The sequence below is a fragment of the Aliinostoc maniaoense genome (assembly GCF_058172895.1).
Window position 1 is genome coordinate 1,836,650 of record NZ_CP187952.1, and the last position, 17,096, is coordinate 1,853,745.

The 17,096-nt window shown below is 41.1% G+C and carries 17 protein-coding genes; 9 read left to right on the top strand and 8 right to left on the bottom strand.

Annotation, left to right across the window (positions count from 1 at the left end):
- Window positions 1-192: 192 nt before the first annotated feature.
- Window positions 193-1,026: a DNA adenine methylase gene (locus tag ACPZ3T_RS08160; RefSeq protein ID WP_490275091.1), complete on the bottom strand. Its 834-nt coding sequence runs from the start codon at window positions 1,024-1,026 to the stop codon at window positions 193-195.
- Window positions 1,027-1,084: 58 nt separating this feature from the next.
- Here ACPZ3T_RS08160 and ACPZ3T_RS08165 point away from each other — a divergent pair, with 58 nt between their 5' ends.
- The 4 genes from ACPZ3T_RS08165 (at window position 1,085) to ACPZ3T_RS08180 (ending at window position 4,203) form a co-directional block, all read left to right on the top strand.
- A complete protein-coding gene (locus ACPZ3T_RS08165) occupies window positions 1,085-1,780 on the top strand; it encodes a cytochrome b/b6 domain-containing protein (protein WP_490275093.1) in 696 nt (231 codons plus the stop codon).
- 101 nt (window positions 1,781-1,881) lie between these two features.
- Entirely contained in the window at window positions 1,882-2,550 is a 669-nt protein-coding gene (locus ACPZ3T_RS08170) for an AIM24 family protein (RefSeq protein WP_490275095.1), read from the top strand.
- A gap of 207 nt (window positions 2,551-2,757) precedes the next feature.
- Window positions 2,758-3,729: an acetamidase/formamidase family protein gene (locus ACPZ3T_RS08175; protein WP_490275097.1), complete on the top strand. Its 972-nt coding sequence runs from the start codon at window positions 2,758-2,760 to the stop codon at window positions 3,727-3,729.
- Between the two features lie 102 nt (window positions 3,730-3,831).
- Entirely contained in the window at window positions 3,832-4,203 is a 372-nt protein-coding gene (locus tag ACPZ3T_RS08180) for a TSUP family transporter (protein ID WP_490275099.1), read from the top strand.
- 336 nt (window positions 4,204-4,539) lie between these two features.
- On the opposite strand, the gene ACPZ3T_RS08185 is transcribed toward ACPZ3T_RS08180, so the two are convergent.
- From ACPZ3T_RS08185 to ACPZ3T_RS08195, 3 genes are all read right to left on the bottom strand, one after another.
- Window positions 4,540-5,781 (bottom strand): HhoA/HhoB/HtrA family serine endopeptidase, encoded by a 1,242-nt coding sequence (locus tag ACPZ3T_RS08185; RefSeq protein ID WP_490275101.1) that lies wholly within the window; start codon window positions 5,779-5,781, stop codon window positions 4,540-4,542.
- A 196-nt stretch (window positions 5,782-5,977) separates the two neighbouring features.
- Window positions 5,978-7,156, bottom strand: a complete 1,179-nt coding sequence (locus ACPZ3T_RS08190; RefSeq protein ID WP_490275103.1) for a hypothetical protein — start codon at window positions 7,154-7,156, stop codon at window positions 5,978-5,980.
- Between the two features lie 406 nt (window positions 7,157-7,562).
- Window positions 7,563-8,402, bottom strand: coding sequence for a prephenate/arogenate dehydrogenase (locus ACPZ3T_RS08195; protein WP_490275105.1), 840 nt, complete (start codon window positions 8,400-8,402; stop codon window positions 7,563-7,565).
- Window positions 8,403-8,668: 266 nt separating this feature from the next.
- Here ACPZ3T_RS08195 and ACPZ3T_RS08200 point away from each other — a divergent pair, with 266 nt between their 5' ends.
- The 3 genes from ACPZ3T_RS08200 to ACPZ3T_RS08210 are packed head-to-tail and all read left to right on the top strand — an operon-like array spanning window position 8,669 to window position 11,063.
- Complete coding sequence (locus ACPZ3T_RS08200) at window positions 8,669-10,231, top strand: pentapeptide repeat-containing protein (protein ID WP_490275107.1); 1,563 nt, start codon at window positions 8,669-8,671, stop codon at window positions 10,229-10,231.
- Window positions 10,224-10,463: a hypothetical protein gene (locus ACPZ3T_RS08205; protein ID WP_490275109.1), complete on the top strand. Its 240-nt coding sequence runs from the start codon at window positions 10,224-10,226 to the stop codon at window positions 10,461-10,463. The genes ACPZ3T_RS08200 and ACPZ3T_RS08205 overlap by 8 nt, the downstream gene beginning before the upstream one ends.
- 12 nt (window positions 10,464-10,475) lie before the next feature.
- On the top strand, window positions 10,476-11,063 hold the full coding sequence (locus tag ACPZ3T_RS08210; RefSeq protein ID WP_490275111.1) for a DUF1517 domain-containing protein: 588 nt from the start codon (window positions 10,476-10,478) through the stop codon (window positions 11,061-11,063).
- Between the two features lie 338 nt (window positions 11,064-11,401).
- Here the strand turns inward: ACPZ3T_RS08210 and ACPZ3T_RS08215 are convergent, their stop codons facing one another.
- Window positions 11,402-12,601 (bottom strand): LL-diaminopimelate aminotransferase, encoded by a 1,200-nt coding sequence (locus tag ACPZ3T_RS08215; protein ID WP_490275113.1) that lies wholly within the window; start codon window positions 12,599-12,601, stop codon window positions 11,402-11,404.
- A gap of 90 nt (window positions 12,602-12,691) precedes the next feature.
- Window positions 12,692-13,027 carry a thioredoxin family protein gene (locus ACPZ3T_RS08220; protein WP_490275114.1) on the bottom strand — a complete coding sequence of 112 codons (336 nt, stop codon included), beginning with the start codon at window positions 13,025-13,027 and terminating at the stop codon, window positions 12,692-12,694.
- 243 nt (window positions 13,028-13,270) lie between these two features.
- On the opposite strand from ACPZ3T_RS08220, the gene ACPZ3T_RS08225 reads away from it, so the two are divergent.
- Together ACPZ3T_RS08225 and ACPZ3T_RS08230 are read left to right on the top strand one after the other, a co-directional pair.
- Window positions 13,271-14,380 carry an AAA family ATPase gene (locus ACPZ3T_RS08225; RefSeq protein WP_490275116.1) on the top strand — a complete coding sequence of 370 codons (1,110 nt, stop codon included), beginning with the start codon at window positions 13,271-13,273 and terminating at the stop codon, window positions 14,378-14,380.
- Entirely contained in the window at window positions 14,377-14,865 is a 489-nt protein-coding gene (locus tag ACPZ3T_RS08230; RefSeq protein ID WP_490275118.1) for a hypothetical protein, read from the top strand. Before ACPZ3T_RS08225 ends, ACPZ3T_RS08230 begins: the two co-directional genes overlap by 4 nt.
- Before the next feature lie 110 nt (window positions 14,866-14,975).
- Here the strand turns inward: ACPZ3T_RS08230 and ACPZ3T_RS08235 are convergent, their stop codons facing one another.
- Both ACPZ3T_RS08235 and ACPZ3T_RS08240 read right to left on the bottom strand, forming a co-directional pair.
- Complete coding sequence (locus tag ACPZ3T_RS08235) at window positions 14,976-15,764, bottom strand: PspA/IM30 family protein (RefSeq protein WP_490275120.1); 789 nt, start codon at window positions 15,762-15,764, stop codon at window positions 14,976-14,978.
- 540 nt (window positions 15,765-16,304) lie between these two features.
- On the bottom strand, window positions 16,305-16,997 hold the full coding sequence (locus ACPZ3T_RS08240) for a PspA/IM30 family protein (RefSeq protein WP_490275122.1): 693 nt from the start codon (window positions 16,995-16,997) through the stop codon (window positions 16,305-16,307).
- Between the last annotated feature and the right edge of the window lie 99 nt (window positions 16,998-17,096).

Below are 17,096 nucleotides of genomic sequence, written 5' to 3' on the forward strand. Positions count from 1 at the left end.
TTTTAGATTACTTAGCATAGTTCGTTTTTTCAACTCGTTCTACTTAATTCACAATTACCAATTAAATAAAATTACTGTAGTTGTGTGATAGGACTAAAATGATACCTAAAAATCGTAGGTTGGGTTGACGCAAGGAAACCCAACACCGATATTTATGTTAAGTTACAAAGGCTCTGTTGGGTTGCGCTACGCTTAACCCAACCTACATTTGATAGGCGTAATTTTATAGTTAGTGATGAATAACTCTTTGCCTTTAGCTGCCCTTCCTTGTTTATAGTTATTCATGCCATATTGTAATTCCCATTCGTAGATATTAGCATATTTAAAGTTTTCCCTAATTTGTGGAGAGTCATCGTAAGTAATTAACCATTGATGATGGCATTGTTGTAATATTTCAGCGAATCTTTGATGATCGAAAGATGTATGTAAATCCCCATCTTTCCCATATAGTTTTGATTTGGTAGCACTAAAATACGGCGGATCTAAAAATAAAAATACATTTTTTCCTTCTGCCTTTAATAGTTCGCTATAATCTAAGTTAGTAATTTTGATATCTTCTGTTAGAATAGCTTCCAAATTTTCCAATCTTTCTATAGAAGAATAAGTAAATCTTTTATGAAAAGCTTCTTGAGAAAATCCCCCTGATTCTACAGTGCCACTGAATGTAATCCTATTGAGTACGAAAAATCGGACGGCTCTTTCTAAATCAGATAGGCTATTAACATCAACACTTGTTAATTCTGTAAACAGTAATTTACCATCTGTATATTTATCTTTAATTTGGCGTACTGCTTTAACTAACTGAGATATATCAGACTGAGTTATTTTCCAGAACAGGAATAGTTCTTGATTTAAATCATTAATCCAGAACTTTAAATCAGGAAACTTTTGCTTTAAGTAAATAAAGACTGAACCTCCGCCTATGAATGGTTCACGAAATTCTGCAAAACTTTCTGGTATGTATTCAACTATCTGATTTATCGCTTTTGATTTACCACCTGGATAGCGCAGAGGACTTTTAATCATCCATTTACAAATTTCAAAGAATTTTATAATATATCAATTTTATACAGATTTAATGACTATGTCTCGTTCTGCTCCCTATCAACCTTTGTTACTGCGGATTCTGCATGGTGTTAGTGGGATTTTAGCGATCGCAGCTATCATTACCGGATATTTAGTTTACAATACTTTCGATGGTAGATTCGGTAAAATCCTGATTCCTCGCATCAGTACTATTATCGATATTCACGGTACAATAGCGGTTTTTTTCTTGTTTGTGTTTCCAGCGATCGCGCTTTATAGTTTTCATGCGGGTAACAAACGACTCTTACAACCAGATTCTTTACAAAATTTAACTGAGTTTGGTAGACCGATTTGGTGGGTGAGTTTGCAAAGAATTACTAATACTTTGATGTTGATAGCTTCTGTATTCGCGTTGATTTCTGGCAGAATGATGCAGGAAGAATGGCTACCCACAGGAGAGTTAAATCACAGTTGGTATTATCTGCATTTGCTGAGTTGGGTGGTGATGGTTGTCTGTGTGGCTATTCATATTTTGATGTCTATAAAGGTGGGTGGTGTACCATTATTAGTTTCGATGTTTTTATTGCAGGTGCGCGCTGGAGATACTCCGAGTAATTGGTTGCGTGATTTGCGTGATTGGTGGGGTAATTTTAGAATAGGAAATAATTTGGTTTTGCGGGTTGTAGAAGTCGTTGTGTTGCTGGGAATTGTGGCGGCGTTTATTTTACCTTTGGTTGCTGGGGGTGGAGAGTAATTTTTTGCAATTCAATAATAAATTTCTAACTTGCCATCTAGAAATATAAATGTCAAAACTATAAGTAAATTATGTCACCTTGGTAAAGCCAAGAAAAACAAATGGCAACTTTTGAAATTATTGAACGCGAAAGTTTACGTTTAGTTAAAGTAACATTACAAAACGAAACAGTGCGTACTGAATCAGGGGCAATGTATTATATGCGTGGAAATATTACCATGCAATCAAAAGCACCTTCAGCCGGAGGATTTTTAAAATCTTTAGCGACAGGAGAAAATATTTTTCGTCCGACTTATACAGGTACAGGAGAATTATATTTAGAGCCTTCATTGTCTGGATATCACATTTTAGAGTTAGATGGTAGCGAATGGATATTAGACAGTGGTGCTTATTGGGCTAGTGATGGCAATATTGAAGTAGGAATTGAGCGTAATAAATTAGTATCTGGCCTAATTGGTGGCGAAGGTTTGTTTCAAACCAAAGTCAAAGGTAGAGGTAAAGTAGTGATGGTAGCGCAAGGGCCTGTAGAGGTGGTAAACTTGCGAAATGAAAGATTAGTAGTAGATGGTAATTTTGCGATCGCTCGCACAAGTACCATAAATTATCGCGTCGAGAAAGCTACTAAATCTCTATTGGGTTCAATGACTTCTGGTGAGTTTTTAGTCAATACCTTTGAGGGAACTGGTACTGTTTTACTCGCTCCGATTCCCTATTGGCAAGTCATGATGTTACGCCAAATTAGAGCCGCAATTCCTAAAACTTCTAGTTAATTATTATTAGAGACGAGTGGCATTTGACGTAAAAAAAGGGTGTAGGGAATCTTACCACCCACTTTCTTGTGGGTTTTTAACTTGCCAAGGGATATAAGATTTACCCACAATTAATGATAATAATCAAATATTTTTGACCTCTGAGTCTCTGGTGAGTACAAAACCGCTATTCTAAGCAATGATAGTGAAAAACTAGACATAGCGGCAATGACTCACCACATTTTAAAAGCCAGTAAATCAACTGTGCATTTAGGGGGATTTTCTCACCTATTAGCACCTGTATTAACTATTGATTCTGGTGACACAATTGACGTGGAAACTTACACAGGTTACTACATCTACGACAAAGCACCAGCCGAATTTATCACCCCACAATTCTTAGATATCTGCCAAAATTTACCACCAGAACGTAAAATTGCCCCAGGGCCACATTTACTTACAGGGCCAATTTACATTCGGGATGCAAAACCAGGGGATGTTTTAGAAGTAAAATTAGAAGCGATCGCACCTAGTCTACCAGTCGGGTTTAATGCCATTCGTTCCGGTTGGGGAGCATTACCCAATCATTTTACTCAACCTGCTTTGCGATTTATCCCCTTAGATTTAGTCAATAATCTAGCCGAATTTCCTCCTGATAGTGGCATCAAAATTCCCCTGAAACCTTTTTTTGGGATTTTGGGTGTCGCCACTCCAGAAACCGCGCGTTCCTCTGTCCCCCCTGGCTGCTATGGTGGTAATATTGATAACCGCGAACTACAAGCAGGATCACGGATATTTTTACCTGTGTTTGTTCCTGGAGGATTATTTTCTATTGGTGATGGACATTCTGCACAGGGAGACGGAGAAGTAAATGTCACCGCCATTGAAACTTCTATGAATTGTTGCATTCAAATTAAACTTCATCACAATTTACCAATTACAAACCCCATTGCAGAAACACCAACTGACATCATCACAATGGGATTTGCTCCCACATTAGATCAAGCTTTAGAAATAGCTTTGCAAAACATGATTAATTTTCTAGAAAAGTTTGTGAATTTGTCCCCAGAAGACGCTTATGTTTTGTGTAGTTTAGCAGTGAATTTTCGCATTACCCAAGTTGTGAATAGTCCCAACAAAGGTGTACATGGTATGCTTCCCAAAGCCATACTTTCACCAACAACTGTATTTAATTGGTGAGTATCCGTAGGTTCAAACTCCTAATTTCACAACTCAGTTAGGGGTTTTGTTTCTCCCAAATGCTTTAGGATCAGTATAGTCACAAAAGATTTACAATTGTTTATGTCTAATTTACTCATTCAACTGTTGCTAATTGGGTTAGCGGCTGGCGTAGCAGGTGGAATGTTTGGCATCGGTGGCGGTGCAATTATGGTGCCAGCAATGGTCTTATTATTAGGGATGGATCAAAAATTTGCCACTGGTACATCTATCGCCGCCCAAATATTACCAATTGGCATTTTAGGAGCAGCAGTTTACTATCGTAGCGGCAAAATTGATATTAAATATGCCGTAATTATTGCTATTGGTTTAGTAATTGGTAATTTATTTGGAGCAATGTTTGCCAACCAGCCATATATTAGCAGTGCATTGATGAAAAAGCTTTATGGCATATTTTTGTTAGCTATTGGGATACGGTATTTGTTTATACGGTAGGGAATGGGGCATTGGGCATTGGGCTAATCAATTCAAAATTCAAAATACCCTTCGGGAACGCCAAGGGCGAACAAAATTCAAAATTGAAGAGTGTTACTCCCCCTGCTCCCTTGCTCCCTGCTCCCCTGCCTCCTTGTCTACCTTGTCTCCCCTACACCCCTACACTAGGGTGTTGACTTTGTTAGTTTTTAGTAAATATGTACCATGTACTTTGTGTTTCGTTAAAAGCCAAGCCATTACAAGGTTTTAGGCATTGTGGAAACCGACAAAAAAGTGCATGAACCACACCCCAAAAAAGCCACAGAGTCAACAGCCTACCCCTACACCCCTACACCCCTACTGCACTTGCTCAGTAGGAAAAGCACCAGGACGTACAGCTAGCTTGACAGTTTCTCCTCTGCGTTTTACTTGTAATTCCAACTTGCCGCCGACTTGGGCATTTTCTACGGCTCTTTGCACACTATTAGCATCGGTGACTGATTGACCGTTTAATGATTGGATGATATCACCTGCACGTATTCCGGCTTGGGCGGCTGGTGAATTTGGCATGACTCTGACAATTAAGACACCTTTATCGTCATCAATAGTTAAATTGCTATTGGGGTCAGAGTTAATATTTTCCTTGAGTTGTGGTGTTAAACCCACCATTTGAATACCCAAGTATGGGTGTTCTACTTTACCTGTGGCAATTAATTGGTTAGAAATCCTTTGTACTGTTTTAATTGGGATAGCAAAACCTAGTCCTTGTGCGCCTTGGATGATGGCTGTATTCATGCCAATGACTTCACCTCGCGCATTCAGTAAAGGGCCGCCGGAGTTACCGGGGTTAATGGCTGCGTCAGTTTGAATATATTCTACGCGTTTATCTGGTGCGCCAATTTGATTGCTAGAACGCCCAGTTGCGCTGATGATACCTGTAGTTACTGTATTATCTAAACCTAAAGGATTACCAATTGCGATCGCCCATTCTCCTGGTTGCAATTGGTCAGAGTTACCTAATTTTACTGTAGGTAAATTCTCAGCCTCAATTTTAATCACTGCGACATCAGTTAATTCGTCTTTGCCTAAAACTTTACCTTGGAAACTACGACCATCTTTGAGTATGACTCTCACCCTATCAGCACCATTGACTACGTGAGCATTGGTAAGAATACGACCATCCCCACTAATGATGAAACCAGAACCAGTACCCCGTTGTACTCTCTCTTGGGTTTGGGGTAATTGAGAACCAAAGAAGTCACGGAAAAATGGGCTGTTAAATTGTTCAGGTAAGGATGTTCTCACAGTGCGAGACGCTTCAATTCTGACGACAGCCGGGCCGACTTGCTGCACTACCTTTGTAACAAAGTTAGGATCTGTGATACTGGGTAAAGGTGGTGCGGCATCAACTCGACTCACCGCTAAGTTAGATGCACTCTTAGTTAACTGTTGATGGTTGCCAGCTAAATAACCACCAGCTAAAGTCATCCCTGAACCGAGCAACACTAGGGATAGAGAAGCGGCTGTTTGTTTCCAAGCTGCGTAATTATGAGGTTTATTATTTAATGGCTGAGAATTATCTCTTACTTGGTTTTGCATGGCTATCTTAAACAATATCAATATGTATTACTAATGTAGCTATGCTTTATTACAGTTATATTACGCTCATATTGCAGGGTTATGAAGACAATTTCCATCAATTAGCATGAATTACGCCTGATGTCGATGTGAAACAGTATTACCCAGCCTAACGTATTTTACTCATTGCGGCCGTAGAACAGCAATCTCAAGGACTTTATTTTGGTAGTGAGTGCCTAAGTAGCCTGGAAAGCTTTCTAGCTGGAGTTTTGATGATGTTTCCGACTTGCGCCTTGAATTTCAGTAATTGGGAGGAACGCGGAAACTTAAAATCCCGTTCTTTGGCAAATAAGACAATTTCTTTTATTAATGGATCATTGGTATTGAGTACCTTGTAAGCAATGTATTTTTCTCGCTCCTGAGCATAGGCTTTCAGATCAAATACATGAGCATAACGGTCGATACTCCCTGCTATCTCCAAGGTTAGCAATGTTCTCATACATTTAAAACAAATCGAACAATTACGAGCTGTGTTGGCATGAACACAGACATCAAGTATCTGATATGAGTCTTCAATATGAGCTACACGAATTGTTTTTTCAACACGAGTGTATTCGCTATCTACAGAAAATGCGTCCAGAACTTCGGTTGAAAGCAGTGGAAGTGTCACCGCATCGCTGTAGCCCATACCGTTGCTTGCTCCGATATAAATATCTGTATAAGTATAAGCAGATGCGTACATAAAACGCCCAATACCACTTTGTAACAGTAGTGCTACTGAGGCATTGCGAGGAGTATGAGTTTGGCGAAAGTTGAAACCTTTATAGAAACTGTCAAGATTGGAATTAATGGCAATGAAGGGTAGTTGAAGTCCCTCGACTGCAATTGTTTTTAACCTTGCATAACGCTCTCTAAATAAGCGTTCAGCACCTCCACCGTGTGAGCCAACATTGTTATACAGCAAATGGGTGACACGAAAACCAGGGGGTACATTTTGCTTGTAGTGATGATCTACTAGTACGGAGAAGGAATCGATACCAGCAGAAAAACCAGTAGCCACCCCCGCAGCTTGCACAGATGCAGCTTGAACATCAGATGGGTAAATGTTGATTAAGCGTAGCGATGGAATAATCAGTTGTAATACTTTTTGATATCTACCAGACAAGTTGTAGTAAAGTTTCTCAGAGATTGTTCCTGATATATAGATATCTTCACCCCTTGCCATTGCTGGGATCAAGAGTGCTACAAGAGCAGCATCACCACGATCTGATACAAGATCAGCGTATTTGGCATCAACGGCATACCACAAGCTTTGATTACCCTCTGAAAATGTAACATCAACACGATGGAGAATATCGTGATCTTGCTCTACAATTTCAGGCTGACTAATTTTCATCAGTGGGAGTAAATATAAAATTGTCTGTGTAAAGGAATACAATTTTGTATTTTATCTTGAATTGATTTACTCTCATCAATAAATAAGTAATGAGTAATGAGTAATTAGTGATGAGTAATTAGTGATGAGTGATGAGTGATGAGTGATGAGTGATGAGTGATGAGTGATGGGATTTACTCATTACATGATGGTTTCTCGTTGATTTCAGAGGGAAAGGGTTGGGGAAACTCTTAACAGTGTACCCACGGCTTAAGCGGTGGAATTGGAATAAGGATGCCGTATTTCTTGCGCTGCGTGTCTCGAAATACATCTTTTTTTGAAGTGGGCTTGTATTTCACAACTCAAGTTTTTTCTTTTCCTGTTCCCCGTTCCCCGTTCCCCGTTCCCTTTTTTTGTCAAAATCTCCCTAATCAACAAAACTAGGTCTGGCTGCGTTGGTTGCTTGTAACTTAGCTGTGAGTTCTGTCCAATTTTCCTGCTCAATTAAATTAATTAATTGATCAAGATTTTGACGATATTGTTGTAGTGAAATCAGCAAAGCTTGGCGATTATATTGCGCCATCATCACACCTAACTCTGGATTACCACCACCAACTCGGCTGGTATCTCGAAAACCAGAACTAGCGAGATTTTGGGCTAATTGTAAAACTTCTGGGTCAGTTTCACTCATACAACTAGCGATTAAAGAGGAACTGACCATGACGGGTAAATGAGAAATCCAACTAACGGCGCGGTCATGTTGTTCTGGCTGACAATGATAGATATTAGCACCGAGCGATCGCACAATTTCTTCCACCATTACCACAGCATCAGGTGGTGTATGCTCATCTGGTGTTAATACATAGGGTCGATTGACAAATAAATTTTTTTGAGCCGCTTCAATTCCACTATCAGCAGTTCCCGCCATCGGATGACCACCAATAAAATTCGACCATAGAGGTGAAATTGCTTTGACTATTGGTGCTTTTACTGATCCTACATCAGTAATTACCGTAGTTGTAGATAAATGCTTAATTAAATGCTCAACTTGGGGAACAATAAGTCCGATAGGCGTACAAACAAATACAACCTCTGCGGTTGCTAACAAATTCATGTCTACAGATGCTACATCGACGCTACCTAAAGTCACGGCTATTTGACAAGTAGATTCCTTGCGGCTAACTCCTAAAACATGATGACCTTGCGATCGCAAATCATAACCCAATGAACCACCAATCAATCCCAACCCTAAAATCCCAATTTTCATCTTTCATCGTGCAAGTCTACTTTACAAAGTTACTGTGATTTTCAACTAAATAGCCATCATGAACTCCGTACACCAGAACACATGAAAAAATCTTTCCCTTACACCCCTACACCCTTACCCCCCTACACCCCTACACCCCTACACCCTTTTTTCAAGTCAGACCACAACTTCAAGCTTTGACTGTACCATCTCCCCGTAACCTCTACGGGATCAATCTCAAATCTCAAGTCCAAAATCCAAAATTGTTTGACTCAAGGGTAGCATCGATGAATGTAGAGGAATTGCTGGAAAAATATGCTAACGGAGTAATCAACTTTAGCGGTGTTGACCTCTCGGAAGCCAACCTCAGTGGTGTTAAGCTCAGTGGAGCTAATCTCAGTGGAGCTAATTTGAGTGTAGCTAATCTTAGTGGAGCAAATCTTAGTGAAGCCAACTTGAGCCATGCGAAATTAAATGTAGCTAGATTGAGTGGTGTCAATCTTACAAGTGCCATTCTCAATCATTGTAGTCTGAATGTAGCTAATTTAATTCGTGCTGATCTCAGCCGCGCTCAACTGCGGGGAGCTTCACTAGTACGTGCTGAGTTAATTCGCGCCGAATTAAGCCTTAGTGATTTGTTTGAAGCTAATCTCAAAGGTGCTGACTTAAGGGAAGCTACACTCCGCCATGCTCATCTGCGTAATGCCAACCTGACAGAAGTGATGTTAAAAGGTAGTTCCTTAGCGGGAGCTAACTTAGAAATGGCTCAATTGCATGGTGCTGATTTGAGCCGTGCTGATTTAAGTAGCAGCAACTTGCGAGAAGCTGAACTCAAACAGGCAAATTTATCGCGTGCTAACCTTAGTGGTGCAGATTTGAGTGGTGCTAATTTACGTTGGGCAGATTTGAATGGTGCTAATCTCAGTTGGGCAGATTTGAGCGGTGCAAAATTGAGCGGTGCTAGTTTAATCGGCGCAGACTTAAGTAATACTAATTTAACCAATGCCAGTTTAGTTCATGCCAACTTAACTCAAGCCAAATTAACCAAAGCAGAATGGATAGGTGCTGATTTAACCAGTGCCATTCTCACAGGGGCAAAACTTTATTCTACATCCCGGTTTGGTTTGAAAACAGATGGTTTAATATGTGATTGGGTGGATCTAAGTCCTGATGGCGATCGCTCCATTATTCAAAGATTTGATACTGAAGTTGTAAGGGATTTTTTCAACGAAACGCCCCCAACTATTTGTATTGTCATTGATACAACCTTAGAATCAGAAGCTAACTTTGCCCTAGCTGGTGCTTACTATCACATTGCTCAAGAATATCAACTGTGTCAACAACCCCCTAGTATCGAAGTTAGCCCCCGTCGTACAGTCCTTACCTTCCGCCTGGATAGTGACGCAGCCTTATTCCCTACAGCTTGTATGACAATTCTTCCCTTTCGGGATGCTATTAATACGCAAAACAATATTTACACAATTATAGAAATAATAGAAAAAGAAGATACATCTTCCCTCGAATTAAAAACACTCCAACGGGTGAAGCAATTAATCAGCCAGATAGAAGAAGCTATAGTTCAGGGACAGAAAATTAAACAAATGAAAAAGAATCTGGAGTTAGCAGCCAAAATTAACTTCTTTAAAGCCGCTACGCAAACAATCCTCACCAATTCCAGTGGAAAAACATTGATAGTGCATCACAACCCAAATTTTGGTAAACGGTTTATGTCTGCTAGTGATCATGTTAATTTTTTAGGTGATTCACCAGATACCTCAGTTAAACCTACACTACCTGCATCAAATATAGTGCTTGATTTTGTCAAGACTTTTCACTATATCAATGGGTAACAGGGATTGGGGACTGGGGGCAGGGGGCAGGGGGCAAGGGGAGACAAGGGAGCAGGGGAGCAGGGGGAGTGTGGGGAGAGAGGGGAGTGTGGGGGAAAGATTTGTTCTCTACCATCCCACACCTCCCACACCTCCCACACCTCCCACACCTCCCACACCTCCCACACCTCCTACACCCTTACACCCTTACACCCCTAAACCCCTACACCCCTACACCCCCACACCCCTATAGGAGAAAACATAGATGTCTAATATCTTCAACAAAATGATGGGACGGACTCGGTATGTAGTCTGTCGGATATTTTTACATTTGGCGGGGTCTGATGTCGCGCCAATTTTGGGAGAATTGAATAGGATTGCCAGAGATGCGATCGCAGCTGAAGGTGATATGCAAGTTATGGGAGAAGGTTTAGTAGACCTGTGCGAAACTCTAGTGCGCTATGATGAATATTGGCTTTCTGCCGCTAACGAAGGTGATGTCTTCTGGAATGAAGGCGAAGCAGGAGATTATGTCAATGACTTATTTAGCGATTCTGCGGAAAGATATGGTGCTGATTTAGAATTAGATGCTAGTTCTCAACAGCCTCTATCTCTCCCCGCCACACGCAATATTGTAGTCATGCTGACAGTGGCTTTTGAAGGTGAAGTCCCTGATTTAGAAACGGACTTAGCCAATATTCAAGCCTTGAAGGAAGGATTAAAAGCCCTCATTAATTTACACTACAACCACAAACTCAGAGCTGTTCAAGTCCATTTCTCCCCAGCGAGATTAGGTGACGAACTCACGAACGATGAGTTATTGCAATACTACCCAGAGTTGATACCGTTGTAAAAATCCTTATCCATAGCCTATTAATTTTGGATTTTGGATTTAATTTAAGATAGAGTCCTTTCACGAAATTATTGATACAAATCATTTCTCTTGCTCCCCCTGCCTCCCTTACTTCCCCTGCTTCCCCTGCTTGCCTAAATGTGTCAATCTTAAAGTGAAACGGTATCACTGTGGGAAAACATACTCAGCCGACTTAAAAGGTTCTCTGAACATATCAAGAAAAGTAGTTGGGGACTCTATCTTTGATAGAAACTCACTCTTTGCGGCTTGTAGTTAGTCCAGTAAGGTGCAAACCTTACCAAGCTAGAAATATTTGACTATATTTTTAGTAATTATAACTAGAGAAACTTAGCAATTCTCTCCACGGCGGTTTCTAATAAAGCAGGTTCATGGACTAAGGCAAAACGGACATATCCTTCCCCAGATTTGCCAAAGCCAGCACCAGGGGAAGCGGCTACACCGGTTTGTTGAACTAATTCGGTACAAAATTCTACAGATTTTTGATTCCAAGGTGATGGTAATTGCGCCCAAATGTACATAGTGGCTTTGGGTGTGGGGACATACCAACCTATCCGGTGTAAGGCATTAACAAACGCATCACGACGTTGACGAAAGCGATTTACAGCCGTTTGTACTCCGGCTTGGGGGCCTGTGAGAGCTGCGATCGCTCCATTCAAAATTCCGCGATACTGATTAAAATCAACGGCTGCTTTGACTTGTCGTAAAGCTTGAATTAATTCGGCATTACCAATGGCGTAACCAATACGGAAACCGCCCATATTATAAGACTTAGAAAGGGTGAAAAACTCTATAGAAACGCTTTTATCTGGGTCAGCTTGCAAAATCGAAGGCACAAGGGCTTGGCCATTGGGAATATTCTTACCTAATTCGGTTTTTTCTTCAAATACCAAATCGACATAAGGGAAATCGTGAACTAAGGCAATATGATGCTGCTGACAAAAAGCGACAGCTTCTTGAAAGAAAGATAAGGGTGCGATCGCAGCTGTGGGATTATGAGGATAGCTCAATACCATCATGCGTGATTTGGCTACAACATCAGGGGGAATATCACTCAGCACAGGCAAAAAATCATTTTCTGCTGTTAATGGCATGGGGTGAATTTGTCCACTAGCTAAGTAGACTCCGCCCATATGAGAAGGGTAGCCAGGATCAAGCAGTAATGCAAAATCCCCAGGATTGAGTAAAGCCAAAGGTAAATGGGCTGTACCCTCCTGAGAACCAATTAAAGGTAGTACCTCAGTTTCGGGATCAACTTTTATCCCAAACTTTTGTTCGTACCAGCGAGCCGCAGCTTGGCGAAATTCCCGCGTCCCGTGAAACAGTAAATAACCGTGGGTACTACGATCATAAAGGGATTTGGCGATCGCTTCGAGTACATGAGCTTCGGCTGGTAAATCAGAAGAACCCAGCGATAAATCAATTAACTCCTTCCCTGCTCTAAGAGCCAAAGACTTGGCTCTATCCATATCAGCAAATACATTAGATTGCAGGGGTTGTAAACGTTGGGCAAATTGCATAATAGTCAGTAGTTGGTAGAGACGCATTGACTCGCGTCTGTACAATAGTCAATAGTCAATGGTCTTTACTATAGACTATTGACTCATGGACTAATTATTATTTAAGTGCGTATCTAGGAATTGGAGTAATTTATCTTTACCGATTACTCCTTCGGTGGATGCTAAGAGTTTTTCTCCTTGCACCAGTCTTAGAGCTGGTACACCTTCTACTTGGTACTGTTTCACCGTCACAGGGTTAGGATCTACTTCTAGTTTTACAACTTTTAGGCGATCGCTATAAGTTTTAGCAGCTATATTAATCAGTGGCGACATCAATTGACATGGCCCACACCAGGAAGCCCAAAAGTACACTAATACAGGCTGCTCGGCTTGCAACACTTCAGTTTCAAACTCAGCATCGGTGATGGTGATTACACCCTTACTCATTGCAGTCTCCATTAGTTGGCATCGATCAAAGTTGGCACACAAAATACTGTATCCCAAAGTCGTCAACACTCCATAGTCTATATTGCATAGATATTTTCTAATGTTAACGATTGTTGAGTAGGATGTTATTTTTATCTAGTATCAGCAAAGCAACGGAATTTTTCATAGTATGTGGCAACTCCCAATCAATCATTAGGTAGTCCCAAAAATTCTGTCAGTTCCACTTTTAGGAATCATTTTCCTATGCTCCAAAGACTGTATATAAATAACTTCAGATGCCTAGAAAACTTTGAACTACCCATAAAAGGGATGTCATCTGCTCTCTTGATTGGAAAAAATGGTACAGGTAAATCAACTATTGCCATTGCATTAGAGGTACTTCAGTCCATCGGTCGAGGTATCAATAGAGTTGGACAACTAGTACAGCCAAAAGATTTTGTGCGTGGCAGGTCTGACATTCCTATCCGCTTTGAAATAGAAGTATTACTGAATGAGAAAGTATATATATATATATTAGCTTTAGATTTACCAGAGAAATTTAAAGAACTGCGAGTTTTGGAAGAGCAATTACTAGTTGCAGGAGAACCCATCTACTCACGCAAAGCAGCCCAAGTTACTCTTCATAATAGTTTACAAAGTCGTGAAGCTCAATTTCTAGTAGATTGGCATCTTGTCGCCTTGCCAGTCATTCAAGAGCAATCTGAGACTGATCCCCTTCGTATATTTAAAACTTGGCTAGCTCGGATGATTATTTTAGCCCCAATTCCCAGCTTGATGACAGGAGACTCCAACGGTGAAACTTTAGAACCAAAGCGAGATGCTGTCAACTTTGGGGAGTGGATTTCTGGATTACTGAGTCGTTATCCGGCTGCTTACACACAGATTGACAAATATCTGCGAGAAGTTATGCCTGACATTCAGGATTTTCTGAATGAACAGATTGGCAAAGACTCTAAAAGCATGGTTGTTAGGTTTGAAGTCAATCATGCAAATCTGAGTATTGAATTTAAAGACTTATCTGACGGGGAGAAATGCTTTTTTCTTTGCGCTGTTGTCTTAGCTGCTAACAAATTTTATGGGCCACTATTTTGCTTCTGGGATGAGCCTGACAATTATCTCTCGTTATCCGAGGTTGGGCATTTTGTCACATCGTTGCGACGCTCATTTAAACCTAGTGGACAAATTTTGGTAACGTCTCATAATCCTGAAGCCATCCGCAAATTTTCTGATGAAAATACCTTAGTTCTCCAGCGAAAAACCCACTTAGAACCAACTTTAGTCAGATTGCTCAGTGATATGTCTGTTCAAGGTGATCTCGTAGATGCCTTGATTCGTGGCGATATGGAAATATGAGCATCAATAGATACCAACCGCACGTTTTCGTCTTACCAGAAGATGATGCTAATCGCCAGATTGCTAACGGATTTATTCTTGATCCCAACCTGAATAATCGAGCTATTCAAATCTTACCACCTGCTGGGGGTTGGCAAAAAGTATTGGAGACATTCACAGTAGTTCATGTCCCTGAAATGCGAAAATTTTCAAAACGGATGATGGTTTTGCTGATTGATTTTGATGAGCAGCCGCAAGAACGATTGAGTTATATCCAAAATCAGATTCCAGAGGATCTAATTGATAGAGTATTCGTGATTGGAGTGCTGTCTGAACCAGAAAATTTAAGGAGAGACATGAGAAAAGATTTTGAAGGTATCGGCGAAGCTCTTGCGCTAGATTGCTCAGAAAACAAGAATCACTTATGGGAGCATCATCTTCTCCAACACAATAGAACCGAATTAAATCGGATGATTTCTTCTGTCAAGCCATTTCTGTTTAATTAGGGTTTGCTGAAAAAGTTCTTTACTCCGGGTTTTTCAACCTACCCCTTATAAAAAACAAAATCCCACTACCAGGAGGTGTGGGACTATTGATACTTGGTGTTTAGCAAATTTTACATTTGATCCAATTGGCGGCGTAGGGCTTCCAACTCGCTGTCAACCACGTTGTTAGATTGAGCAGGAGGGGGGGTTTGTTGCTGTTCTTGTTGTTGGGGTGGTAGTTGGGGTTGGTTGGCTGGGGTTGCAGGTGCTAAGGAAGCCTTGAGGGCTGCTAATTCATCATCAACGTCGCTACCTGCTTCTAACTGTGCAAATTGGGTTTCTAAGTCTGCTCCTGCTAGTTCGGCGGCTGATTGGGCGCGGGCTTCTTGCATTAAGACTTTTTCTTCCATGCGCTCAAAGGCTGCCATTGCACTGCTAGTATTCATACCCCGCACCATGCCTTGGAGTTGTTCTTGGGCTTTGGCAGTGGTGATACGAGCTTTGAGCATTTCTTTTTTGGTTTTGGCTTCAGAAATTTTGCTCTCAAGCTGGATTAAGTTACGTTTGAGGGTTTCAACTTGGGTGCTTTGTTGCTCAAGGCTAGTTTTGAGGGCGGTGCTAGTTTCTGTATAAGTTTTTTTACGTTCTAGGGCTTGTCTGGCTAGGTTTTCATCACCTTTTTGCAGTGCTAGTTGAGCATTGCGTTGCCACTTGTTAATTTCGTTTTGAGCGTCATTATACTGTTTTTCTGTGCGTTTTTGAGCAGCGATCGCTTGGGCGACACCTTGGCGCAACTGTACCAAGTCTTCCTGCATTTCCAGGATGGCTTGTTCCAGCATTTTTTCTGGATCTTCGGCTTTATTAACTAAATCGTTGAGGTTAGCACTAACTACTCGCTTAATCCGATCAAATAGTCCCATAACTTTGTTTTTCCTTGTGAAGTTGACGCGCTAGGTTGGGTGGTTCGCTTTTTTACTATTTAATAACTTCCATTTTTAATGTAATCTTTCCGGTCTGGATTGGTACATCCTGACGCAGAATCTAATTGCTAAGATATCCCCTAAATTCTCAAGATAACCTAATTGTTGAAATTCTTATGGACATCCAAAGATTAAATTAAGTAGGTCGGCGTAAATAATTATTGTTGGAATAAGGCAGGGGGCAGGGGGCAGGGAGCAGGGGGAGAAAGAGTTTGAGCCTTATTTACTTTTCTTAACATAGTTTGGTTTTATTGCACCGACTTACTTATTGCATTTTGACAACGTAGAATCATTATACGCTTTCTACCCCTGCACCCTGGTGACAGGTTTAGGGGTGTAGGGGTGTATCAATTCAAAATCCAAAATTCAAAATTCAAAATTCAAGGGTTTTTCTACCTCTGCCCCCCTACTCCCTTGTCTCCCTTGTCTCCCTTGTCTCCCTTGTCTCCCTTGTCTCCCCCTGCCCCCTGCCCCCTGCATCTAACTTGGGGGTAGTTGCTGTTTATTTTCCCCATCGTGTAGGAGATGGGATTTCATCGATTCTAGTTCCCGATCTACGTCTTGAGCCGCTTCTAGAGCGGTAAATTTGTTTTCTAAATTATCATTACCTAGTTGGGCAATGGCTTGGGATTGGGCTTCTAGTTGCCAAACTTTTTCTTCCATGCGTTCAAAAGCACTCAAGCTGCTAGTGGCGGAAGTTTCACTGAGCATATCTTGGAGTTTATAGGATGCTTGTGCTGCACGGGCGCGAGCAATGAACATATCTTTTTTTGTTTTGGCTTCGGCTATTTTTAACTCTAGGGTTCGCATATCCTGTTTGAGCCTAACTACTAGTTGATTTTGCTGCTGTACTTGGTTATTCAAGGCTGTAGCAGTTTCTAGGTAGGCGTGGCGTTTTGTCAGAGCTTCCCTTGCTAGGGGTTCGTTACCTTGATTGAGAGCCAGTTGGGCGCGACGATACCATTCGTCTGCTGCGGATTGGGCAGATGCGGCTTGGCGTTCTGTGCGTTTTTGTGTGGCGATCGCTTGGGCTACTCCCTGACGCAGCAAAACTAAATTTTCCTGCATTTCTATGACAGTTTGCTCCAGAACTTTTTCTGGATCTTCGGCATTGTCTAGGAAACTGTTGAGATTAGCGTTGATCACTCTGACGATCCGCTTGATCAATTCCATGTCGGCTCTCCATTGCAGGGCAATTCAAAATCCCAAGTTTTTGAATTTTGAATTGATTGATGTGTCAATTAAATTGTTTCCCCAATCCTATCCTAAATG